Here is a 23,172-nt window from a genome sequence, read left to right as displayed (position 1 = left end):
CGCTGTTCCTTGATCATTTTGATNNTAACGCAATATTGAGCGGACGCATCACACCCATTAGCCCGATCGTCGCTGCAGCTGCAATCAATAAACCGGAACGGAGTAATGTCTCGAGTTGTTGACGCATCATCTGTGGATCGTGTTTCCGGTATGCAGTCGACAAGGCTGGCACACTTGCAAGGCTCATCGACGTCGCAAACAGAATCGCGAATTGCAGTAACGGATACCCACGGTCGAGTATTCCTTTTTCGATTTTTGTTTCCGTCGTATTGCCAAGTAGATTGACGAACGTTAATCCATCAATCAATTGCATCAGCAACAAGGCAAGTGACGCGATACTAACTGCTACACCGCTTGTCACCAGCACTTTTCCGACACGTCTTATATGAATACTCGAAAATACCGGACGACCGATTTTCCCTTTCGCAAAGCGTAACAGGACGAATAACGAAACGATGCTGCCGCCAATCGCCGTTAAATGAGCGCTCGCACCAATCCAGTAGGGGTCCGCCTGCATCGAGACACCGATATACGTCACGAGCAACAATAGTCCGACACGGACGGCATTTTCAGAGACTTGGGATACAGCCGTCGGTCGCATCTCAAGATCTGCTTGGAACATTCCTCGTAGAACAGCAATCACGGGTAGTAAATAAAACGTACATGTTACCGCACGCAGGGGCACAACCAGTTTTGCATCCCCGAACCACCCAGCGAGCGTCGGGGCGATCCACCATCCGAGCAGACCGAAAAAGACGGTCATGGCAAGTAAGACATAAAAAATCGACCAGAGAACTTCTCGTTTCTCATCCGGGTGGTGAAGCGTCAACTTCGCCACGATGACAGGCAGCGCATAAATGCCGAGCGCTGCCGCAATCGCAAATAATGGATAGACGGTCTGATAGACGTACAATCCGAAATCACCAGCGAGGTTCTGATACGGAATCCGGTAAAAGAAGCTGAGCAATTTTGAGATATAACTAGAGATCGCAAGCAGTGCTGCGCCTTGCGCAATCGTTCGTCTATTCATCGTCCGACGAGCCGGCGATCAAGTTCCGCCAATAATTGTTCTGCCTGCATCGTCATCTGTTGCGTCGACTGTTTGTTGCGGTTGAGGGTTAAGACGAGTTTCTCCTCTTGTTGTCCCATTCCAAGACCACGTCCCAGTGGAACAGTCCATTTAACGAAGTCCGCCACATCGAGTTGTTGTGTCGATTGGAGCGATAAGACGATCTCAATTTTCGGATCGGTTTGTTTAACACGCTCGACACGCGCCCGTTCAGCGAAAATGCGCATTCGCGTCAACTGGATCAAACGCGCGACCTCATCCGGAAACTCACCGAATCGTTCAAGCATTTCCGTTTCGAGTTGTTCGAGACTATCGACGGTATCAACATATTTCAAACGTTTGTAGAACTCGATTTTCAGCTCGGAGTCTGTCATGTAGTGCGATGGAATATAGGCATCAAGGCTGAATGTGAACTCAGGAACGAATTTCTGGATGCGTTTTTTACCTTTCATCCGTTCTTTCCGCTCCTCGACTGCTTCTGCAAGCATCTGCGAATAGAGATCGAAACCAACAGAATCGATGAATCCAGATTGTTGCGAACCGAGTAAGTTCCCGGCACCGCGAATCGACAGGTCACGCATTGCGATTTTAAAACCGCTACCGAGCTCCGTGAACTCCTTGATCGCCTGCAGACGACTTTCTGCCACTTCCGTCAATCGTTTTTGCGGACGGTACGTAAAGTACGAGTAGGCGACGCGACTTGAACGACCGACACGACCACGTAATTGATAAAGCTGTGATAAGCCCATTTGATCGGCGTCATGAACGATCAACGTATTGACGTTCGGGATATCAATCCCCGTCTCAATGATCGTCGTACTGACAAGGACGTCGGCATCTCCTTCGAAGAAGGCGATTAGCTGACTTTCGAGTTCGGTTTCCGTCATTCGACCGTGAGCCGTGACAATTCGTGCTTCCGGTACGAGGGCGCGAATCTCTTCTGCCTTTCGCTCGATGCCCTCGACACGGTTGTAGAGGAAGAATGCTTGTCCACCACGTCCGAGTTCCCGTTCGAGTGCTTCCCGCATGACGATTCCGTCGTATTCCATGACGTATGTCTGGACCGGATAACGGTTTTCCGGTGGTGTCTCAAGGACAGAGAGATCACGGATTCCGATCATCGACATGTGCAATGTCCGCGGAATCGGTGTCGCTGTCAACGTCAAGACATCGACGTTTGTCTTCAACTGTTTCAGACGTTCTTTGTGTTTAACACCGAATCGTTGCTCTTCATCAATGATCAACAATCCGATATCAGCGAATTGGACGTCTTTCGACAGCACACGGTGTGTCCCGACAACGACATCGATTGTTCCCTCTTTTAACCCTTGTTTCGTTGCCTTTAATTCTGCTGGCGAACGGAACCGGCTCATGACCGACACACGAATCGGCCATTCACTGAATCGTTCAAGCATTGTTTCGTAGTGTTGTTGCGCAAGGACGGTCGTCGGTACGAGCAATGCCACTTGTTTTCCAGACATGACTGCTTTAAAGGCTGCACGAATCGCCACTTCCGTTTTCCCGTACCCGACGTCGCCACATAATAGACGATCCATCGGACGCGGACGTTCCATATCTTTCTTGATCTCGGCAATTGATCGCAATTGATCGACCGTTTCCTCATATGGGAAGGAAGCCTCGAACGCTTGCATGTTATCGTCATCCTCTGGGAAAGCAAAACCGACGGCAGCTTCACGAGCCGCATAGAGCTTGATCAATTCATCAGCGATATCCTCGACCGATTTTTGAACCTTCGCTTTGACCTTTTTCCATTCCGTTCCACCGAGTTTATAGATTTTCGGCTCTTTCCCTTCAGCCCCGACGTACTTTTGAATCAAGTCGATCTGATCGACAGGAACATACAACGAGTCCTCTCCTGCGTAGACGAGATGGAGATAATCCTGATGATTACCGGCTACATCAATCGTCTTGATGCCATGGTACCGCCCAATTCCATGATGAATATGAACGACGTAATCACCTGTCTTCAATTCTTGGTAACTCTTGATCCGTTCAGCGTTCGTCAGCTTCGTCGTCTGCTTCCGGCGACGCGCCGGTTGCTTGAAGACTTCTTCTTCTGTGATGACGACGAGACGCGCATTCGTCATCTCGAATCCACCATGGATTCCGCCAATCAGGATCGCTGGTTGACCACGAGTGATACCTTCTTTCGTTACGATCGAGGCTTCAACCCCATAATCGGATAACGTCTGGCGCATCCGCTCGGCACGTTCTCGGTTACTCGCTAAGAAGACCATCCACATGTCAGCACGACGATATCGCTCGACTTCTTGCTTCAGGCGTTCCATCTGACCATGGAACGGTGCAATCGGTTTGATGCTGAAATGGATTGCCGCACTCTCCGGTACACCGCTCCGACGAGTCGGAAGGAGCGAGAGGTACAACAATGGTTGTCCTTCAAAGACATGTGTCATCGGAACGGACAGGACGTAATCACTGACGCTTTGTCCGCGTTCAATGAGCGACGCCATCCATTCTGCTTCCTCTGCATCCTGGACTTCTGCCGCTTCTTCGACCCGCGCGACTTCATCGACGATCAAGACGCTGCCCGTCACGTCTTGACGTAACGTCGACGTGTAGAGGATTGGTGCATACTTCGCGAACTGTTTCGGACGATCGCCGTTTTCTAACAACTCAACGTCGTAAGCGATCCCCTCTTCGAGTGCCGCGAGGACTTCCGTACTTTGGACGCGCTCTTTCGTCGCCTCATAAAGACGACGGACTTTTTCGCCAGCCTCCTTTAACTGATCCTTGGTCGCGAAGTGTTCGGCTGCTGGCATCAAACATGCTTCTGCGACAACACCGAGCGAACGTTGGGTCTCCGCATCGAATGTATAGATCGAGTCGATTTCCTCATCGAATAGATCGAGCCGGTACGGGCGTTCAACCGTGAGCGGATAAATATCGATGATACTCCCGCGAACGGCAAACTCACCTGGTGTCGTCACGGTCGCTGTCCGCTCGTACCCCGCATCAACTAAATCCTGGACGAAGTCTGGAATCGACAAGATATCGCCTGGCTTCACCTGTTTGACGTGCGACAAGAACGTCTCTGCACCCGGAACATATCGGCGTAAGCCAACGAGCGGAATGATTAGGATCCCGTCGTCCGTCGTCAATAAACGGTGACGAGTTTCGATCCGCGTTGCTCGCAGTTCCGGACTCGCCCCGTAAGAAAGTTCCGCGGCTAATGTCTCATCAACCGGATAGAGCATGACGTCTTCTTCCGGCACGAGTTCAATCAAATCATCGTACAACTTTTGCGCTTGGAACATATTATGTGTCACGAGTACGAATCGACGTTTCGTCTCCTGATAAATCCCGGCGACGAACAATGCCTTTCCACTATTCATCAGACCAGTAATCAACTGAGCGTTGACACCGTCCCGGAAGCGTTCCCGAACCGTCTTGATTTCAGGAATCGCTAGTAAGAGTTCTTGTAATTGTTTCATCTTCTTCCTCCTAAAACACGACAGCAAAAACGCTTTGGAACCCCCAAAGCGTTGCGTTCAGTTATACCGATTCATCAAAGCGAGAAACGGTGTGTCTATAAAGTCCGTCGCTACATCGACAGACGCATTGAGTACGTGTTGCAGACTTCCTTGTTCCGCCTTCGAAAAATTCATTAACACCCAGTCGATGACTTGGATTGGTGCCGGTGGTCGACCAACACCGAGTTTAAGACGCTTGATTTCCTGCGTACCGAGGTGCTGGATCAACGACTTGACGCCGTTATGACCGCCTGCACTGCCTTTCGAACGCAAGCGCAATTTCTCAAGTGGTAAATCCAGATCATCATAGATGACGAGCACATCCTCGACCGCGATCTTGTAGAAATCAAGTAACGGTCGCACCGCTTCACCTGATAAATTCATATACGTCAATGGCTTGACGAGCACGACACGTTCTCCGTTTATCATTCCCGTTCCGAAGAGGGCTTTAAACTTCGATTCTGAAAGCGTGATCCCGTGTTTCTCCGCTAAGGCATCGATCGCAAGAAAACCGATGTTGTGGCGCGTATTCGCATACTTCGCGCCAGGATTCCCTAATCCGACGATACATTTCATATCGATTCCTCATTTCTGTTTAAAAAAGTAAACGAACAAGGGTCCGATTTCAATAAACCGGACCACATCGTTCGTATGCATAAGCAATCAGCTGAAGAGCGGGCTGATTGATTTCTGTTCGTGTACACGGATGATTGCTTCTGCAAGCAAGCGTGCCACAGAGATTTGTTTGATTTTGCTTGCACATTCGCGTTGTGTTAAATCGATCGTGTTCAAGACGACGAGTTCTTCGATCGCTGAGTTCTCAATTCGCTCCATTGCCGGACCTGAAAGAACAGGGTGTGTACAACATGCATAGACTTGTTTCGCTCCGTTTTCGATCAAAGCGTTCGCTGCAAGTGTGATCGTACCCGCTGTATCGATGATGTCATCGATGATGATGGCAATCTTGCCATCGACTTGACCAACGATGTTCATGACTTCTGCGACGTTCGGTTTCGGACGGCGTTTGTCGATGATCGCGATTGGTGCTTTTAATTGTTCTGCTAATTTACGTGCCCGTGTGACACCGCCATGGTCTGGAGAAACGATGACGAGTTCGTTTGGATCGATGTTCTTTTTCTCGAAATATGAAGCGAGAAGCGGTACACCCATCAATTGATCTACTGGAATATCGAAGAACCCTTGGATTTGTGCTGCATGGAGATCCATCGTCACGACGCGTGTCGCCCCTGCTACTTCAAGCAAGTTCGCAACGAGTTTCGCCGTGATTGGCTCACGTGAACGTGCTTTGCGATCTTGACGCGCATAACCGTAATACGGAATGACGACGTTGATCGTCCGTGCAGACGCCCGTTTCAGTGCATCGATCATGATGAGAAGTTCCATCAGGTTTTCGTTGACTGGTTGGCTTGTCGATTGAATGATGTAAATATCATCCCCCCGGACACTTTCTTCGATGTTCATCGAAATTTCGCCATCACTGAAGTGTTTGACTGAACTTTCGCTCACCGGGATTCCGATGACTTTAGCGATTTCCTCTGCCAGTGGTTTGTTCGAGTTGAGTGCGAAAATACGAATTTCATGTTCTAAGACAGTAGACATGTGTAGGTGGCCTCCATTTGTTTGGGTTTAGACGAGTAGAGCGACAAGTAATGAATTAACGATAATCGGGTTTCGTCGTTTGACGTTCCCGTGCGATCGCGAGACCGTTTTCCGGCACATCATCCGTGACGGTTGATCCGGCAGCAACAAGGGCATTCTTGCCGACCGTGACCGGTGCAATCAAGTTGACGTTACAGCCGATGAAGGCATCGTCCTCAATGATCGTCTGAAATTTATTTTTTCCATCATAGTTGACCGTGATCGATCCACAACCGAGGTTGACGTTCGCTCCGATTGTTGCATCTCCGACATAGCTCAAGTGGGCTGATTTGCTACCTTCGCCAAATGTTGATTTCTTGATCTCAACGAAGTTTCCGACGCGTGTGTTCGCACCGAGAACCGCTTGCTGACGTAAATGCGCAAATGGACCGACTTGTGCCGCTGGACCAATCTTGCTATCCGTGACGACGGATTGACGAACAATGGCGCCATCTGCCACTTCACTGTTACGGATATCCGAGTTCGGACCAATCGTACATTCTGAACCAATGACCGTCTGACCGAGCAACTGCGTACCAGGATAGAGAACAGTATCTGAACCAATCGTGACGTCTGGTCCGATGTACGTCGAAGACGGATCAACGAACGTGACACCTTGACGCATCCAGTACTCATTCGTTCGCTTGCGCATCGATGTTTCTGCTTGTGCAAGTGCGACGCGGTCATTGACACCGATCGTCTCTTCGAACGTAGGTGCCGCATACGCTGCGATCGTCTCGCCTGCTGCCTTTGCAATCTCAATCACGTCTGGTAAGTAATACTCACCTTGCGCATTATCGTTCTTAACCTGCTTCAGCGTCGCGAACAACATCTCATTATCGAATACATACGTACCGGTATTGATTTCACGAATCGCGAGCTCTTCTGCATTCGCATCCTTATGCTCGACGATTTTCGAGACGTTTCCGTCTCCGCTACGAACGATACGTCCGTAACCTGTCGGATCGTCAGCGAGTGCCGTCAAGACGGTCACTTTTGCGTTTGTCTCCGCATGATGTTGTAACAATGAAGCCAGTGTGTCACTCGTCAAGAGTGGTGTATCGCCACAGACGACGAGCGTTGCTCCCTGTTCGTTCCCGAGTACGGGTTCTGCCATTTGAACAGCATGTCCTGTGCCAAGCTGCTCACTTTGAAGTGCGTATTCCACCGATGTGCCAAGCACTTCTTTGACGGATTCCGCACCGTGACCGACGATGACGACCTGTCGCTTGACGCCGAGCGTCGCTAATTGATCGACGACGTGCTGTACCATAGGTTTCCCAGCGACTGGGTGAAGTACTTTGTAAAGCTTCGATTTCATCCGAGTTCCTTTACCCGCTGCTAGAATTACCGCGAAATGATTCATCCTTGTCGCTCCTCCACGTAAATTAGTGTTGATTTCGTTCTGAAATAGTACACTCGTTCCAACTATAACGAAAATAGCATCGTTATTCAATGATGGGACGAAGCGGAATCGATGAAAAAACGAGAAAAAAGACAGGTTTTCCCAAGAAGAGAAAACCTGTCTTTTTCTTATGCTTGATCTGCCGTTTGGGCAGAAGAGACTTCGTAACAGACGCCTTCTTCTTGATCCTCACGTGCCGCATAGGCTTCGAGTACTGAATCTTCGACCTTTTTTCGCATTAATGCATTGATTGGATGAGCGACATCCCGGAAGATACCTTCTTGCGTTCGTTTGCTTGGCATGGCGACGAAGAGACCACTGTTCCCTTCGATGACACGCAAATCATGTACCACGAATTCGTGGTCGAGCGTAATAGAGGCAAGTGCTTTCATTCGACCCTCTGCTACGACGCGACGAATTTTAACGTCCGTAACGTTCATTTTGTCCGCACCCCTTTAACCGTTGTCACAACTCTTCGTTGTCTACTTCTACTTACGGCTTAAAACAAACAAAGGTTTAGTCTTTCCCAATCTTTTTACGCATAATTTCCAAAAGTTTGATAATTACAGTATAGTTACAATCCATGCGGCTGTCAATTTCAGGTAGTCTCAGCTTCCGAGAAATAGTGGTCGACGTTTCCACGCTTAACTTGGATTTGACCAAGGTCGACGTCGACGTCCGCTAATTTCATTAAGCTGACGTATTCGTTGACCATCTTCTTCTCAGCACCCTCTGCCTCGATCAAAACACCAACACCTGCGACCTTTGCTTCAAACTCGCTTAAGAGACTCATCATTCCGCGAATCGTTCCGCCAGCTTTCATGAAGTCATCAATCAATAAGACATTCGCTCCACGTGGTAAACTTCGACGCGCGAGTGCCATCGTCCGGATCGCTTTTGAAGAACCCGAGACATAGTTGATGCTGACTGTTGATCCTTCCGTAACACGACTATCTGAACGCACGATGACGAACGGTACACCAAGTTGCTCAGCGACTGCATAAGCAAGTGGAATCCCCTTCGTTGCGATCGTCATGACGACATCGACTTTCTTTTGGCTAAAGACAGATGCAAACACTTGTCCCATTTGTTTGACCATCTTCGGATCTCCAAGTAAGTCCGTCAAATAAAGGTATCCCCCCGGTAACAGTCGGTCTGGACGAGCGACACGTTCACATAGATCATCGATGAACGGTAACGCCTTCTTACTGCTCCACGTCGGAATGAACATGACGCCACCCGCAGCACCTGGTACTGTAACGAGACGACCTGTTCCCTCATGTTCTAACATCTCGCTGACGATATCTAAATCTTCACTGATCGACGATTTCGCCGATTTATAACGTTCTGCAAAAATCGTCAATGAGACGAGATGATGGGGATGGTCAAGCAAGTACCGCGTCATGTCGACCAATCGACCACTTCTCCGAATTTTCATTTGTTTCGTTCCACCTCTCCGTAATTCCGAATATTCAATAGTGAATATATCATTTTCATACGGATATTATCAATGGTTTTCGCCTAAAAGACGAACGACGTAGACTTCGTTACAAAAGCCGCGTAATCCATTATAGAGACGTTGTGCCCGATTTTCATGCTCCGTTAGAGCAAAGACCGTCGGACCACTTCCGCTCATCAAGACGCCTTCTGCGCCACAACTTGCCATGAATTCCTTGATTTGCTCGACTTCTGGGTGCATCGGCAACGTGACCGCTTCGAGAACATTACCGAGTGATTGGCAGATGGCTTGGAAATCTTGCGCCTTCACCGCATCAATCATTGCTTCGACGTTCGGACGTTTTGCCGTGTTCAAGTCGAGGGCACCATAGACGTCAGCTGTTGAAACACCGATCGTCGGTTTAGCAAGAACAACCCAGCATGGGGGTGGTGAGACAAGTTTTTCTAGCTTCTCTCCGCGACCCGTTGCAATCGCTGTTCCACCCATGACACAAAACGGGACGTCAGAGCCCACTGCTGCGCCGACTTCCGCCAACTCTTCAAGCGTCAAACCGAGTTGCCACAACTCATTTAATCCGCGTAACGTCGCTGCCGCGTCACTGGATCCACCAGCGAGTCCGGCTGCAACTGGAATGTGTTTCTCTAAGAAGATCTCTACTCCTGTCTTGACGTCGTATTTTTCTTTTAAGATCGCTGCTGCTTTATAAGCAAGATTACGTTCGTCGTTCGGAACGTAAGCATGCTGGGCATTCATTCGAATTTCTCCTGACGGCAGCTCCGTCAATTCTAGACGGTCTGCCAAATCGACTGTCGTCATCACCATATGTACATCGTGATAGCCGTCCGGGCGCTTTGCCGTCGCATCCAGGACTAGGTTGATCTTGGCCGGAGCCTTTACAATAATCGTCATCGTGCCGTTCCTCCTCTAGTTCGTTTCCTGTAGGAATTGTATCAACCTTTCCACAAAAAAAGAAGCGAACATTTTGTCCGCTTCGGAAGGTAAGTTTACGAATTCGCAAATTCGATTTGTACGGAGTCTGTTAGCACGTCGGCGTAGCTATAAGAAACTCGCTCGACATTGTGGCGCTCTGCGTCTAGCTTGACTACAAACACCGAAGGATACGTCTCAACGAGCGTTCCGATTCGGGTTACGACCTTTTTACGACCGCCGCTTGCTTTTAGCGTCAGTCTTTCACCAACATGTGTTTCGAAAACATGTCTGATTTCGTTCAACGTCTTTGGCATACGCTTCACCTCACTAATATTTATTATAGCATATTAAATAAATATTAGAAAGGGGAAATATTATATCTGTTCTACTCGTATCCGTCAACGTTTTTTAATTGGCAAAAGTGCATCCGCTAACTGTGCGAATTCCTGCAGGCTGAGCGTTTCTCCGCGACGACGTGGTTCGATTCCAGCTTCTAACAATGCCGCTTCGACCGCCGCTTTTTCCGTTTTCCCGAAGTGTGTCGTCAAGTTGTTTAGAATCGTTTTCCGACGTTGTGCAAAACTTGCTCGGACGATTTCAAAGAAGAGTGCCTCATCCTGTGTCTGTACCGCCGGCTCTTTTCGAATGTTCAAGCGGATGACTGCTGAATCGACGTTTGGTGCTGGAATGAAGACTTGTTTTGGGACCGTGAAGCAGACTTCAGCTTCCGCATAGTATTGAATCGCGATCGATAGAGATCCATATGCTTTCGTGCCTGGTTTTGCACCGATTCGTTCAGCGACTTCCTTTTGAATCATCATGACGAGCGTCCGAAACGGTGCTTTCGCTTCAAGGATCCGCATGATAATCGGTGTCGTGACATAATACGGGAGGTTCGCGACGACGGCAATGTCGGTGATGCCTTCTTGCGTGAACTCTTCAGCAACGATCGTCGAAAGATCGAGTTCAAGAGCATCACCGTGAATGACCTTCGTATGGGGATATGGTGCAAGTGTATCATCAAGAATCGGTAACAATCGTTGATCGATTTCAAGAGCAACGACTTTTTTCGCCTGTTTCGCCGATTGTTCCGTCAATGAGCCGATTCCTGGTCCGATCTCGAGTACACCACTCTCAGGCGTTAATCCAGCTGCTCCGACGATGTTTCCTAATACATTTAAATCGATTAAAAAGTTTTGCCCTAACGATTTTTTAAACGAAAAGCCATGTTTCGCTAAAATTTCTTTCGTCCGGTGCAATGTAGCAATGTCTTTCAAACTTCTTCCTCCTCTAGTTGTTTCAACGCTGCTTCCCATTCCGCCAGCGTGATCCGGATTGATGCGACACGTTTGACGAGTTGTTTTGCATTCGGTTCACCAATCGCAAGAATCTGACCGAGACGACGACGACGGATCGAGGCTGCTGGTCCACCAATCAAATCAGCTGCCAAAATCATCTCACGTGTCACTTCGGCAACCGGTGCTTCTTCCGTCTCATAGACAGCAGCGAGCGCCTCTTCGATTGCGGCAGGTGAGGCATGTTCAACACCAATTTTACCGCGCTTATCTTTTGCTTGAGCACGCGGAAGATAGGCATGTTTACAGCCTGGTACACGTTCATTGATTCGGGCACGGATACGATCTCCTGGAAAATCAGGATCCGTGAAAATGATGACACCGCGTCGTTCGAGGGCCTTCTCAATGCGTTGCATCGTCTGTTCATTAACGGCTGAACCGTTCGTTTCAATTGTATCGACATCAAAGACTTCTTGTAATCGTGTCGTATCATCTCGTCCTTCGACGACGATGACTTCTTTTAAGCGTTTCCGCATGATCTCTCCACCTTCTTCAAACACTCTCGTAATTGTACCTGTTTCCACAAAAAAAACAAGGAAGCGTCACGTGTCCGCTTCCGTTGCACTAGGAATGACCCAGACTTGCAGTTGTTTTCGACCGAACGTCTTTGCTTTTTGTTCACCATCGACTAAAATATCAATCTTATTGCCTTTAATGGCACCACCTGTATCGAGAGCGATCGCAAGACCAACCCCTTCGACGTAGACCTTCGTGCCAAGCGGAATGACCTTCGGATCAACCGCGATGATCGGCAAACCTTGATAGGTGATCGTATCGGTCACGTCATACCCGGTCGCTGTCAAGGCACGACCATTGTACAAACGACTGCCATTCGAAGCTGGGTCGTTCGTATACGCCGTCGCTTCGACCATCAAGCTCTTCGCACTCTCAAAATCAAGATCCGCATCGGCTTTCGGTGTTTCAGTTAGCGGATTGGTCGCTTGTTTTTCGTTGAAGACGGGCGCTTCGATTGGTGTCTCAATCGGTTTTGTCCCGACTTTGACGACTTGTTTGATCGGCGTCCGTGTCACTTGGTCATTAATCAGTTTTTTCTCTTTACTAAGACCGTCAGCTAACGTCAATTGATACTTTTTCGTTCGGACACCCGGACGACCTGATGTCGTCACCAGTTGCTCGCCTTCCGGTAAGGTCGGATCCTCGACTTCTTCGATCTCAAACGGAACGAGTTGATCCTGTGTCAACGTCGCACGACGTGTCGTGTTGACCGTAATCAACGTCCCTTCCGTCACGCGGGTATCGGGATTTGGAGCGACCCGATCTTCCTTTTGAAGACGGATTCCTTCCCGTTCTAACAATTCGCGGACCGTCGTTTCATACGTGTAGAGTTGTCGGGCTTTTCCCCCGACGACGAGATCAACGGGAAAAGCTTCGCGGTACCGCACCGTCATACCACTCGTCAATACAGCGTCAGAAGACGGATAGATATCATCCGTGTCGGCTTTCTTGATACCGCGCTCTGCAAGTAGATCCTTTACTTGACGCGCCTGCGTCCGGACGCGACGGGACTCACCGTAGCCCATGATCAATGTGATTTCTTTTGCCCGCTGAATGACGATTAATCGTTTTTTCGGCAGGTCGGCACTAAGAGCCGGTTCAATCACATCATTGTCACGCGTCGTAATACCGGCTTCTTTGAGAACGCCATAAACGGAATCAGCCATTGTCTTCACCTGTTGCTCTTGTCCATCAATCAAAACAGTCACGGTTCGTGGATGATCCATCATCCCATAGACGAGTGCAGCCGCAAGTAGCAGGCTGCACCCGATTGTAATGAACGTCAACGAACGCATCATGGCAAACGGAAGACCCGTTTTGCATTTTCCGTTGTTGCTGCTTCCACATCGGCATACATCATGCCACGGAGCTGCGCAATTTCTTCAGCGACGAACCGAACGTAAGCCGGCTCGTTGCGTTTACCGCGGTGTGGTGTTGGTGTCAGATACGGACAGTCCGTCTCAACGAGTAAACGATCGAGCGGTACTTCCTGTGCAACACGTTTTGGCATTTTCGCGTTTTTGAACGTAACAGGTCCACCAAGTGAAATATAGAAGTTCATCGCTAGGCAACGCGGTAACAATTCAGCACTCATACTGTAGCTATGCAAAATACCACCGACTTCTTTTGCATCCTCTTCTTCGAGGATTCGTAACGTATCTTCTGTCGCTTCCCGGTTATGGATGACGATCGGTTTTTTCTTCTGCTTCGCGAGACGGATCTGTTTGCGGAAAGCTTCCTGTTGGACGTCTTTCGGTGACGTATCCCAGTGGTAGTCGAGTCCGATTTCTCCAAGCGCAACGACTTTTTCATGATCCATCAATCGTTCGACCTTTTGATAGGCTTCCTCATCAAAATCAATCGAGTCGACGGGATGCCATCCGATGACCGCATAAAGATCATCGTACGCTTCGACGAGTTCCATCGCGCGGTCGATTGTCTTATGATCAAATCCGACGACGATCATCGGTGAAACGCCGTTTGCACGTGCCCGCTCGATCGTTTCATGAACGTCTTCCGCGAATTGGTCTGCATTCAAGTGTGTGTGTGTATCGATTAACATATCTTATTCGACTCCTTCTTTAAAAAAATGCCTGTGACATGAAGTCCACAGGCATCGGTTTTATTTTACGCTTGCGCCGTTTGCCATCGTTGATGGGACCGTCGCGAGTTCAAGTTTTCCTGCTTTCTCAGCAGCAAGGACCATTCCTTGGGAGAGTTCGCCACGTAACGTGACCGGTTTTAAGTTCGCTACGACGATGACCTTACGTCCGACTAAATCTTCCGGCTCATACCACTGCGCGATACCAGAGACGATTTGGCGTGTTTCTTTGCCCATATCGACTTGTAACTTCAGTAGTTTTTTCGCCTTCTTGATCTTTTCAGCCGTCACGACTTCACCGACACGTAACTCGATCTGATCAAAGACATCGATCGTCGTTTCCGGACGAATGTCTTCATCAGCCTCTTCGACTTCCTCTTCCTCCACACGTGCTGCAGAAGCTTGATGCATCATGTCGACGATTGCTTCGACCTCTTCTTTGACATCGAGACGTGGGAAAATCGGTGTCGCTGTACCAACTTTTGTTCCTGGTGTGATGTCTGCGAATTTCTCGAGCGCTGCCCAGTCCATCGCTTGTCCGGAGAGACCAAGTTGCGCGAAGATCTCTTTTGGTGAACGCGTCATGAACGGTTGCAACATGATCGCCACGTGACGTAAGACACCGACGAGATGCACCATGACCGAACCGAGTTCCGCCGTTTTGGATTCGTCTTTTGCAAGAACCCACGGTTGTGTCTCATCGATGTATTTATTGGCACGGCTGATTAATTGCCAAATGTTCGATAGCACGACAGAGAATTCCATGTGTTCCATCGATGCTTCGACTTTCGTGACCGTTTCTTTTGCAAGATCCGAGAGTGTCGCATCAAACGGTGTCACATTGCCTGTATAGGCTGGGATCTCACCGTCAAAGTATTTCGTGACCATCGCGATCGTTCGGTTGAGTAAGTTCCCAAGGTCGTTTGCTAAATCGTAGTTCATCCGCTCAACGAATGCTTCAGGTGTGAACATACCATCTGAACCGAATGGAACTTCGCGTAACAAGTAATAACGAAGGGCGTCAAGACCGTAACGATCCGTCAATGGGATCGGATCAACGACGTTCCCTTTTGATTTCGACATTTTTCCGTCTTTCATCAACAACCAACCGTGTGCGAAGACTTTCTTCGGTAATGGGAGATCAAGTGCCATCAAGAGTGCCGGCCAAATGATCGTGTGGAAACGAACGATTTCTTTTCCGACGAGATGAACATCTGCTGGCCAGTACTTATCGAAATTACCATGATCGTCCGTACCATAACCGAGTGACGAGATATAGTTCGTCAACGCATCGATCCAGACGTAGACGACGTGCTTCGGATTCGATGGGACTTGTACACCCCAGTTGAATGTCGTCCGTGAGACCGCTAAGTCTTGGAGACCCGGTTTAATGAAGTTATTGATCATTTCGTGTTTACGTGATTCTGGCAAGATAAATGACGGATTCGCTTCAAAGTACTCAAGCAGACGGTCCGCGTACTTGCTGATCCGGAAGAAGTAACATTCTTCGCGAACGAGTTCGACTGGGTGTCCACTATCGGGGCTCTTTCCGTCGACGAGTTGTGATTCCGTATAGTACGTCTCATCCGGAATCGAATACCAACCTTCGTATTCACCTAGGTAGATATCGCCTGATTCAAGAAGTGTCTCGAACACTTTTTCGACGACTTTCTTGTGACGTGGTTCTGTCGTCCGGATATAATCATCGTACGAGATGTCGAGACGATCCCATAAGACTTTAATCTGCTCGACGACACCATCGACGAATGCCTGTTCCGAGATACCTGCTTCTGCTGCTTTTTCCTGGATCTTTTGACCGTGCTCATCGCTACCTGTCAAATACCGGACGTCGAATCCTTGAAGTCGTTTGTACCGTGCCATTGCATCTCCAGCCACCGTCGTATACGCGTGACCGATATGTAGTTTTGCACTTGGATAATAAATCGGGGTCGTGATATAAAATGTCTTTGCCATGTTATTCCTCCGTTCTCTTATTTCCATCTTCATTATAGGCTATTATACGCTGTTACGGGACTGATGTCGAAATTCACTTTTTGTCGAATCGAAACATTTTTTGACATCAGACATCAAATTACAAAAAAACACACTCTATAGTTTCATTTCCTTTAAAAAGGGAAAATATATTAATAAATCGTTTCAAATATGGGTTTTTTGAGAAATAAATGACATTTTGATTTCAAGCTATTCAGATTGGTTGACTACTTTTGGAAAGTCTAGTATTCTACATTCTATAGAAACGATGTCGAATTTTGACGATTTTTCAAAAGAAAAAGAGATCCATGACATCAAAGGAGGAACAACAAAATGAAATCAACAGGTATTGTACGTAAAGTAGACGAGCTCGGTCGTGTCGTAATTCCAATCGAATTACGCCGTACACTTCAAATCGCAGAAAAGGATGCCCTCGAGATCTATGTCGACAACGAACAGATCATCCTTAAAAAATATAAACCAAACATGACTTGCCAAGTGACAGGTGAAGTATCAGAAGATAACTTCAAATTGGCTGATGGTAAATTGATTCTTTCACCAGATGGCGCACAACGCGTTCTCGTTGAATTAAAAGATTTCCTCGATCGTCATTACGCAAGCAACGAATAAACAAAAAAGGAAGCTCCTTAACGGGGCTTCTTTTTTTAATCTGCTTCGTGAAACGCGAGGTACAGTTCCTGACGATCCAGTCCTCGTTCTTTTGCGACACGCTTCAACGCTGCATTCGGCTTTTCGCCCTCTTCGATATACCGACGGATTTGCTCGAGCGGATCACTGTCTTGAATGACGGCATCCGGTCGTTCTTCGTTTGATCCTTCGACAAGGACGACGAACTCACCTCGAACGTCTTCTGCTGCCCAAGCGCGTAATTCACTCACACTTCCACGAATATACTCTTCATACCGTTTCGTTAGTTCTCGGGCTAACGTCACCTGGCGATCACCAAGTACTTCTTCGATCCCTTGCAACATCTCTTTCAATCGATGCGGTGCTTCATAAAAGATGAGTGTTCCTGATTCGTATTTCAATTGCTCTAACGCTTCGCGGCGTTCTTTTTTCTTTCGTGGCAAAAAACCATAATACAAAAAGCGTTCTGTCGACAGACCGGACGCGACAAGGGCTGTCAATGCAGCGTTCGCACCCGGAAGAACGATGACAGGAATATCTGCTGCGATCGCTTGGCGGATCAAATCGCTTCCCGGGTCCGAAATACCGGGCATCCCGGCGTCGGAGACGAGGGCAATTTGCTTTCCCGCCTCTAAATCAGCGAGTAGTCGTTCGCCACTTGTTTGTTTATTGTGTTCGTGGTAACTGACCAGCTTCGTCTCAATCGAAAAATGCCGAAACAGTTTCATCGTCTGCCGGGTATCTTCTGCTGCGACGATATCAGATTCCTGTAAGATCCGGACAGCTCGATACGTCATGTCTTCTAAATTGCCGATTGGTGTCGGGACGATATAGAGACCGACTCCTTGCTGTTGATAGCTACTTGTCGCTTTCATGAGGTTCCTCCTTGAATCAAACGCTCTTTCTGTGAACGTGTCAATTGTTTAATCGCGTATTCCCGCTTCATCGCTTCTGATTTTGTCGCGAAAATTTCCTCATGAACGAGGACGACCGGCAGACGGGCACGTGTATACTTCGCCCCCTTGCCTGCATTATGTGTTGCGATGCGTTGCGTGACGTCTACTGCGTAACCCGTATAATACGTATCATCTTGGCAACGAACGATATAGACTGCATGCTCAGACATCGAACAGTTCCTTCATCTGAGCCGCATACGAGTTGTCCGCTTCATAGACGATGAACGGGGAAAGAACCTTCAGTCCAGGTTTTGCATCCTTGATCCCCTCGATCAAAAGCATGTTCGCTTCCTTCCCTGCCTTCGGATAAATCAACTGCATCCGTTTCGGTTCCAAGCGGTATGTTCGCATCAAAGTGACGATATCGAGCAGTCGTTCCGGTCGATGGACGAACGCTGCCTTTCCGCCTTGTTTTAACAAATCAGATGCACCACGAATACAGTCTTCAAGTGTACAGAGGACTTCATGCCTTGCGATCGTATAATGTTCACTTTGGTTTTGGTTTGATGTCTCGTTGGCTAAAAAATAAGGCGGATTACAGGTGACAGCATCATAGATGCCGTATCCAAGACGTGCCCCCGCCTCTTTGACGTCACCATCAATTATCTCAATCTGGTCGTTCAGTTCATTCAAGTTAATGCTACGTCGCGCCATCTCCGCTAGTCGCGGCTGAATTTCAAGACCCGTGATCTGCCCTTTCGTCCGGTAGGATAAAAAGAGTGGGATCGCACCGTTCCCAGAGCAAAGATCGGCAATCCGCCCCTGTCGAATTGGAACCCATGCAAATCGTGCGAGCAATGCCGCATCGAGTGAATAGGAGAAGACGGATGGACTTTGAATGATTTTCCCTTCTTGTCCTAAGAGATAATCAAGTCGTTCGTCTGGTAATAGTTCAAACATGCCGTGCCTTCCTTTCCGAAAAAAAGACTGACTCATGTAGAAGTCAGCCTCTCAATGTTTCGTTAACATGGATAAGCAGAAGAGACAATCGCCGTCTTTTCGCACTTGTCCATAATGCAAGTTACAGATGTGGAACCCTTCCTGGTACAATCGTCCGAGATTGTCATAGCCCGCACCAACGCCTGCTTCCGCTTCTTCCGCTTCCGTGACCGGCTGTTGTTCATCGCGTTCGACTTTTTCCCGAAGATGATGATTCTCCAGATACAGATGTTGGTTCTCTTCCATCATGTAAGCCAGCTGATCCTTTAACACGCTCAGATGCTCAGTCAGCAAATGAATCTGTTGCTCAATCGCATCGACACGCGTAATGATTTCTTTTTTATCGACTCTCTCCACGCGTATGCACCCCGTTATTCTTTTGGTCGTTTTGGTTTTACGGCACCAACGGATAATAGTTCTTCCATCGAATACGTCAAGACGCGGGAACGATCCTTCAGTTCAATTTGAACGACTTGATCGAGGATGTTCAAGCCAACGACGCGTCCTTCGCCTTCAGGTACCGTCAAACGTTTTCCATAGTCCGGCAAGTCACGGCGCATCTCTTCATACGTATCGTTCTCATATTTTAGACAGCACATTAAACGACCACACACCCCTGAAATCTTCGTCGGATTCAACGACAGGTTTTGATCTTTTGCCATCTTGATCGAGACCGGTTCGAACTCGCCAAGGAAAGATGAACAACATAAGACACGACCACATGGACCAATGCCTCCAAGTAACTTCGCTTCATCTCGAACACCGATTTGACGGAGTTCGATGCGTGTCCGGAAAACAGCCGCTAAATCTTTGACAAGCTCACGGAAGTCAACACGTCCTTCTGCCGTGAAGTAGAAGATGACCTTATTGCGGTCAAACGTGTACTCGACATCGACCAATTTCATATCGAGTTTATGTTCACGGATTTTTTCGACACATACCGCATGCGCATCAAGCGCTGCGACTTTATTTTCGCGGACGATCATTGCATCTTTATCGTCAGCAATTCGAAGAATGGATTTCAGTGGCAACACCACATCTTCTTCGTCCATTTGTTTATCGGCGATGACCACTTCGCCATATTCAATGCCCCGTACCGTCTCAACGATGACTGCTTGTCCTCGTGATAATGACTCTTGTCCAGGTGCAAAATAATAAATTTTGCCCGCTTCTTTAAAGCGAACGCCTACTACTTCTAGCATGTCGCTCTACCCTTTCTGTAAGTCAAACATGAGACGCTCAACTGTTAATTGGGGATTAACATTCGCTTCGACCCGTCGGACTGCGGCAAGCACAGCTTGTAACCAGCGGGTGATCGTCGTCTGGCTCTTGGACCCCATCTGTTCAAGTTGGGGTTTACTATTCGTATAGGTCATACCTTCCCACGCCGGATTCAGTTTCAGGCGTAAGACATCCTCGAAGAAACAAGTGACGAGTTCAAGGCCAATTCGGACATCCTGACGGTTCTTGAATTGTCCCATCCATTTCTCTTGTACGAACAGTGGTAAATCAGCCGGACGATTCGCTAATTCCTCCATCAATTGTAACACTGACGCTCGCGCATTTACAAACCAGTCTTCGAGTAATGCTTCTTCTGCATCCTCGACTTTTGGATAGACACGCGCTGCCAGTTGCGTCAACTCGTGGTCCCGTCCCGTTTTTTCAGATAAAACCTCGCCAATCATTTGACGATCCGCTGGACGAAAACTTAATAACTGTCCCCGCGATCGAATCGTAGGTAAAAGGAGTTGAGGTTGATTCGTCAACAATAAGGCCACTTTTCCTTCTCCTGGTTCCTCAAAGAACTTCAGCAAACTGTTCGCTGCTTGGGGAGTCATCTTATGGGACTGTGTAATGACATAAATCTGACGATCGCCTTCAAGTCCTCGGAGTGAGAGATCATGCATCAATTGTTGAATCTGTTCTTTTTTGATGGTCGCGCCATCTGGTTCGATTTCATAATAATCGACCAAGTTACCACTTTCCATCCGCCGACAGCTACGACAGACACCACACGGCTCTACATCGACCGGGGTCTCACAAAAAAGGCTTTTCGCGAACAAGTGAGCCGCTTCAAGTAGAAGCGGCTCATAGTCTCCAGTGAAGATATAAGCGTGATTGATTCGATCGTTTCGTAACGAATTTTGAAGAATCGTCGAAATGACCGATTGTGTCTGTTCCAGTTCATGAAACGTCTGCATTAGAATTGGTGAAACCCTTCGATTGGCAAGACGAAGACCGTTGCCCCGCCTACCTGGACTTCAACAGGGTACGGGATATAAGAATCGGCATGACCACCCATTGGTGAGATTGGAGAGACCATCTGTTCACGACTCGAACAATTCTTTTTGATCAATCTTAACAGATCATCGAGACGCTCACTCTGTACACCAATCATGAACGTCGTGTTTCCCTCTTTAAGAAAACCACCTGTCGTTGCTAGTTTCGTTGCGCGGAAATCATGCTCGACAAGCGCTTCCGCCAAACGTAAGCTGTCTTTATCTTGAACAATCGTAATGACCATTTTCATGAGAATCTCTCCTTTTCTTCTAAATACGTAATGACATCTTCCACTAAGTCCTGATGAATCACTTCAATCGATCGATTGGCTTGTACAATCTGTACCCGTTCTGGGTCCGATGCCGCAATCTGTTTGAAACCATCATAGACACGGGCACGAAACGCATCATCTCGTTGCTCGATTCGATCAAGTGCTCCCCGGTCCATCATTCGTTTTTTAGAATCCGTTACCGTTAAATCAAATAAATACGTCCGGTCTGGCGCTAATCCACCTGTTGCAGAATCATTAATATGACGCACGAGATCAATCGGATGTCCAAGCCCATATCCTTGATAGGCAAGTGAGGCATCAACGAATCGGTCACATAAGATGATTGTGCCTGCCTCTAACGCCGGTCGAATCAATTCTTCGACATGCTGGGCACGAGACGCTGCATACAGCAGAATTTCCGTCATCTCTTTCATTTCTTCAAAATCAGGATTTAAAATCAATGAACGAATTTCGTTCCCAACGCGTGTGCCACCTGGCTCACGGGTCATCATGACATTATAGCCCTTTTCTTTTAACACATCATTAAGCAATTGTAGTTGTGTCGTTTTCCCGGCACCATCCGGTCCTTCGACAGTAATGAACGTACCTTTCATCTTTCAAACCCTTCCTCTATGACGCGTAACGCTCCTTGTTGCAATTGTTCGCCCCCTTGCAAATGAACGGCTACGGTTTGATAATGTCGTAAACGTAGTACCTGTTCCGCCGTAATGCGTTCGCCTCTGACGATCAATGGAATGCCTGGCGGGTACGGAATAATGGTTTCGAGTGAAACATGACCGATACACTCATCCAGCTGACGGAACGTACCTGTTGCTTGTTCTAACTGTTCATAAGAACAAGCTAAAGCAGATACCTGTATTTTACCCATAATTGGTTGCTCGATATACCTTTTCAAAGGAATTCCTTCTGATTTCATCATTTGAATGGCGCGTTCGACACGATGAACCCAGTCATCCTGCTCAGACTTTGCTAGCGGACGAAGTGGCAAAATACAGACGACGTGATCTCCTAGAGCAAATTCCGCATCGAGTTGAACAGCTCGTAACGCGTGCAACAACGCATCTCCTGAATATCCCTCATACGTTAATGTCATCCGTGACCAATCATCGAAGCGAAGGACGGTCATATGATCGAACCGTTGAAGTGATTCGATAAACGCATCGTGACTAACCTGAATATCTGACATACCTTCAACTGTCCATTGTTCACGATAGGAACGGGCATAGTCTAATGAAGCCAGTAACAAATACGAAGGACTTGAGGTTTGAAACGCTTGGAGCGCTCGCTGTAACTTTCTTCTCATCTTTTCCGAAAATCGCTCGTGCATCCATGCTCCCATCGTCAGTGCAGGAAGCGTTTTATGGGCAGACTGGACAACAGCGGTTGCTCCTAATTCAAATGCAGAACGAACACCAAATGCTTTACCGAAGTGTGCACCGTGTGCTTCATCCACTAATAAAGGGAGTCCGTGCGACGTCGTGAGCTGAACGAGTGACGTGATATCAGCCACTTCTCCGTAATATGTCGGTGAAGTGATAAACACGCCAACTCCTCCTGGATATTTCGTAAACGCTTCCTTTAATGTTTCACGTGAAACATGACCACTGATTCCCGTTTCTTTATGGGTATCTGGTTCAAGAAAGATCGGTTCGATTCCTAACCATTCGAGTGCATTAAATACCGATTTATGTGAATTACGCTGTACATAAACACGCTCTCCTCTTGTTGCTACAGCTGCAAGCATCGCCCAGTTCCCAACAGTCGAACCATTCACAAGGAAATGACTCGCTTTTGCATCGTAGACTTTTTGAAGCAAAGCTATTGCGTCTGCAATAGCCTCTTCCGGATGATAAAAATCATCTAGACCAGGTAATTCTGTGACGTCCCATTTAAAAAAGTCAGGAAGAGGTGTCAGAGTCCCATTCTTATGTCCAGGAACATGCCATGAGATGGGCGTTCGATCTAAGTGACGTTGAAGTGCATATACAATAGGAAGTTCGTGTTTCATGAAAAAACTCCTTTTCCTTTAAAATGATTACACAAAAAGACCGACCTGCAA

24 protein-coding genes are annotated in these 23,172 nt (G+C 47.9%); 1 reads left to right on the top strand and 23 read right to left on the bottom strand.

Going from position 1 to position 23,172, the window contains the following annotated elements; genetic code table 11:
* Positions 1-13: 13 nt before the first annotated feature.
* The 14 genes from B2751_RS02355 to metG all read right to left on the bottom strand — a co-directional run bounded on the left by B2751_RS02355 (position 14) and on the right by metG (position 16,007).
* Entirely contained in the window at positions 14-1,030 is a 1,017-nt protein-coding gene (locus B2751_RS02355; RefSeq protein ID WP_290772543.1) for an oligosaccharide flippase family protein, read from the bottom strand.
* Positions 1,027-4,542 (bottom strand): transcription-repair coupling factor, encoded by a 3,516-nt coding sequence (gene mfd, locus B2751_RS02350; RefSeq protein ID WP_035413238.1) that lies wholly within the window; start codon positions 4,540-4,542, stop codon positions 1,027-1,029. Before mfd ends, B2751_RS02355 begins: the two co-directional genes overlap by 4 nt.
* Positions 4,543-4,599: 57 nt before the next feature.
* Positions 4,600-5,157, bottom strand: coding sequence for an aminoacyl-tRNA hydrolase (gene pth, locus B2751_RS02345; protein WP_035413235.1), 558 nt, complete (start codon positions 5,155-5,157; stop codon positions 4,600-4,602).
* 87 nt (positions 5,158-5,244) lie between these two features.
* Complete coding sequence (locus tag B2751_RS02340) at positions 5,245-6,201, bottom strand: ribose-phosphate diphosphokinase (RefSeq protein WP_012368955.1); 957 nt, start codon at positions 6,199-6,201, stop codon at positions 5,245-5,247.
* A 55-nt stretch (positions 6,202-6,256) separates the two neighbouring features.
* Positions 6,257-7,606, bottom strand: a complete 1,350-nt coding sequence (gene glmU / locus B2751_RS02335) for a bifunctional UDP-N-acetylglucosamine diphosphorylase/glucosamine-1-phosphate N-acetyltransferase GlmU (RefSeq protein ID WP_290772538.1) — start codon at positions 7,604-7,606, stop codon at positions 6,257-6,259.
* Between the two features lie 167 nt (positions 7,607-7,773).
* Entirely contained in the window at positions 7,774-8,085 is a 312-nt protein-coding gene (gene spoVG / locus B2751_RS02330) for a septation regulator SpoVG (RefSeq protein WP_290772535.1), read from the bottom strand.
* Between the two features lie 158 nt (positions 8,086-8,243).
* The gene (purR, locus tag B2751_RS02325) at positions 8,244-9,083 is read right to left on the bottom strand and encodes a pur operon repressor (protein WP_023466544.1); all 840 of its coding nucleotides are present in this window, start codon (positions 9,081-9,083) and stop codon (positions 8,244-8,246) included.
* Between the two features lie 69 nt (positions 9,084-9,152).
* Positions 9,153-10,013, bottom strand: a complete 861-nt coding sequence (gene ispE, locus B2751_RS02320; protein ID WP_035413228.1) for a 4-(cytidine 5'-diphospho)-2-C-methyl-D-erythritol kinase — start codon at positions 10,011-10,013, stop codon at positions 9,153-9,155.
* Between the two features lie 95 nt (positions 10,014-10,108).
* Positions 10,109-10,348 (bottom strand): Veg family protein, encoded by a 240-nt coding sequence (locus B2751_RS02315; RefSeq protein ID WP_012368950.1) that lies wholly within the window; start codon positions 10,346-10,348, stop codon positions 10,109-10,111.
* 84 nt (positions 10,349-10,432) lie between these two features.
* Positions 10,433-11,311: a 16S rRNA (adenine(1518)-N(6)/adenine(1519)-N(6))-dimethyltransferase RsmA gene (rsmA, locus tag B2751_RS02310; RefSeq protein WP_290772530.1), complete on the bottom strand. Its 879-nt coding sequence runs from the start codon at positions 11,309-11,311 to the stop codon at positions 10,433-10,435.
* Positions 11,308-11,865, bottom strand: a complete 558-nt coding sequence (gene rnmV / locus B2751_RS02305) for a ribonuclease M5 (RefSeq protein ID WP_035413223.1) — start codon at positions 11,863-11,865, stop codon at positions 11,308-11,310. Before rnmV ends, rsmA begins: the two co-directional genes overlap by 4 nt.
* Before the next feature lie 66 nt (positions 11,866-11,931).
* The gene (locus B2751_RS02300; RefSeq protein ID WP_290772527.1) at positions 11,932-13,203 is read right to left on the bottom strand and encodes a 3D domain-containing protein; all 1,272 of its coding nucleotides are present in this window, start codon (positions 13,201-13,203) and stop codon (positions 11,932-11,934) included.
* Entirely contained in the window at positions 13,200-13,967 is a 768-nt protein-coding gene (locus B2751_RS02295; RefSeq protein WP_035413217.1) for a TatD family hydrolase, read from the bottom strand. The genes B2751_RS02300 and B2751_RS02295 overlap by 4 nt, the downstream gene beginning before the upstream one ends.
* Positions 13,968-14,027: 60 nt before the next feature.
* Positions 14,028-16,007: a methionine--tRNA ligase gene (metG, locus tag B2751_RS02290; RefSeq protein ID WP_255344378.1), complete on the bottom strand. Its 1,980-nt coding sequence runs from the start codon at positions 16,005-16,007 to the stop codon at positions 14,028-14,030.
* A 324-nt stretch (positions 16,008-16,331) separates the two neighbouring features.
* On the opposite strand from metG, the gene B2751_RS02285 reads away from it, so the two are divergent.
* Positions 16,332-16,628, top strand: coding sequence for an AbrB/MazE/SpoVT family DNA-binding domain-containing protein (locus B2751_RS02285; RefSeq protein ID WP_023466531.1), 297 nt, complete (start codon positions 16,332-16,334; stop codon positions 16,626-16,628).
* Between the two features lie 35 nt (positions 16,629-16,663).
* On the opposite strand, the gene rsmI is transcribed toward B2751_RS02285, so the two are convergent.
* The 9 genes from rsmI to B2751_RS02240 are packed head-to-tail and all read right to left on the bottom strand — an operon-like array spanning position 16,664 to position 23,121.
* Positions 16,664-17,521: a 16S rRNA (cytidine(1402)-2'-O)-methyltransferase gene (gene rsmI / locus B2751_RS02280; RefSeq protein WP_035413212.1), complete on the bottom strand. Its 858-nt coding sequence runs from the start codon at positions 17,519-17,521 to the stop codon at positions 16,664-16,666.
* A complete protein-coding gene (locus tag B2751_RS02275) occupies positions 17,518-17,772 on the bottom strand; it encodes a GIY-YIG nuclease family protein (protein WP_035413209.1) in 255 nt (84 codons plus the stop codon). Before B2751_RS02275 ends, rsmI begins: the two co-directional genes overlap by 4 nt.
* Positions 17,765-18,502: a tRNA1(Val) (adenine(37)-N6)-methyltransferase gene (locus B2751_RS02270; protein ID WP_290772521.1), complete on the bottom strand. Its 738-nt coding sequence runs from the start codon at positions 18,500-18,502 to the stop codon at positions 17,765-17,767. The genes B2751_RS02275 and B2751_RS02270 overlap by 8 nt, the downstream gene beginning before the upstream one ends.
* A gap of 51 nt (positions 18,503-18,553) precedes the next feature.
* Complete coding sequence (gene yabA / locus B2751_RS02265; RefSeq protein WP_119182633.1) at positions 18,554-18,904, bottom strand: DNA replication initiation control protein YabA; 351 nt, start codon at positions 18,902-18,904, stop codon at positions 18,554-18,556.
* A gap of 8 nt (positions 18,905-18,912) precedes the next feature.
* A complete protein-coding gene (locus tag B2751_RS02260; protein ID WP_029343044.1) occupies positions 18,913-19,743 on the bottom strand; it encodes a PSP1 domain-containing protein in 831 nt (276 codons plus the stop codon).
* Positions 19,744-19,749: 6 nt separating this feature from the next.
* Complete coding sequence (locus tag B2751_RS02255; RefSeq protein WP_035413204.1) at positions 19,750-20,742, bottom strand: DNA polymerase; 993 nt, start codon at positions 20,740-20,742, stop codon at positions 19,750-19,752.
* Positions 20,742-21,071 (bottom strand): cyclic-di-AMP receptor, encoded by a 330-nt coding sequence (locus B2751_RS02250; RefSeq protein ID WP_023466519.1) that lies wholly within the window; start codon positions 21,069-21,071, stop codon positions 20,742-20,744. Before B2751_RS02250 ends, B2751_RS02255 begins: the two co-directional genes overlap by 1 nt.
* Positions 21,068-21,706 carry a dTMP kinase gene (gene tmk, locus B2751_RS02245; RefSeq protein WP_035413201.1) on the bottom strand — a complete coding sequence of 213 codons (639 nt, stop codon included), beginning with the start codon at positions 21,704-21,706 and terminating at the stop codon, positions 21,068-21,070. Before tmk ends, B2751_RS02250 begins: the two co-directional genes overlap by 4 nt.
* Positions 21,703-23,121 carry an aminotransferase class I/II-fold pyridoxal phosphate-dependent enzyme gene (locus B2751_RS02240; RefSeq protein WP_290772518.1) on the bottom strand — a complete coding sequence of 473 codons (1,419 nt, stop codon included), beginning with the start codon at positions 23,119-23,121 and terminating at the stop codon, positions 21,703-21,705. The genes tmk and B2751_RS02240 overlap by 4 nt, the downstream gene beginning before the upstream one ends.
* Positions 23,122-23,172 lie beyond the last annotated feature (51 nt).

The sequence above is a fragment of the Exiguobacterium sp. UBA6282 genome, from assembly GCF_002440475.1.
Lineage (GTDB): Bacteria > Bacillota > Bacilli > Exiguobacteriales > Exiguobacteriaceae > Exiguobacterium_A.
The sequence above is the reverse complement of the archived record's forward strand: the minus strand, read 5'-3'. Positions and strand labels throughout refer to the sequence as shown.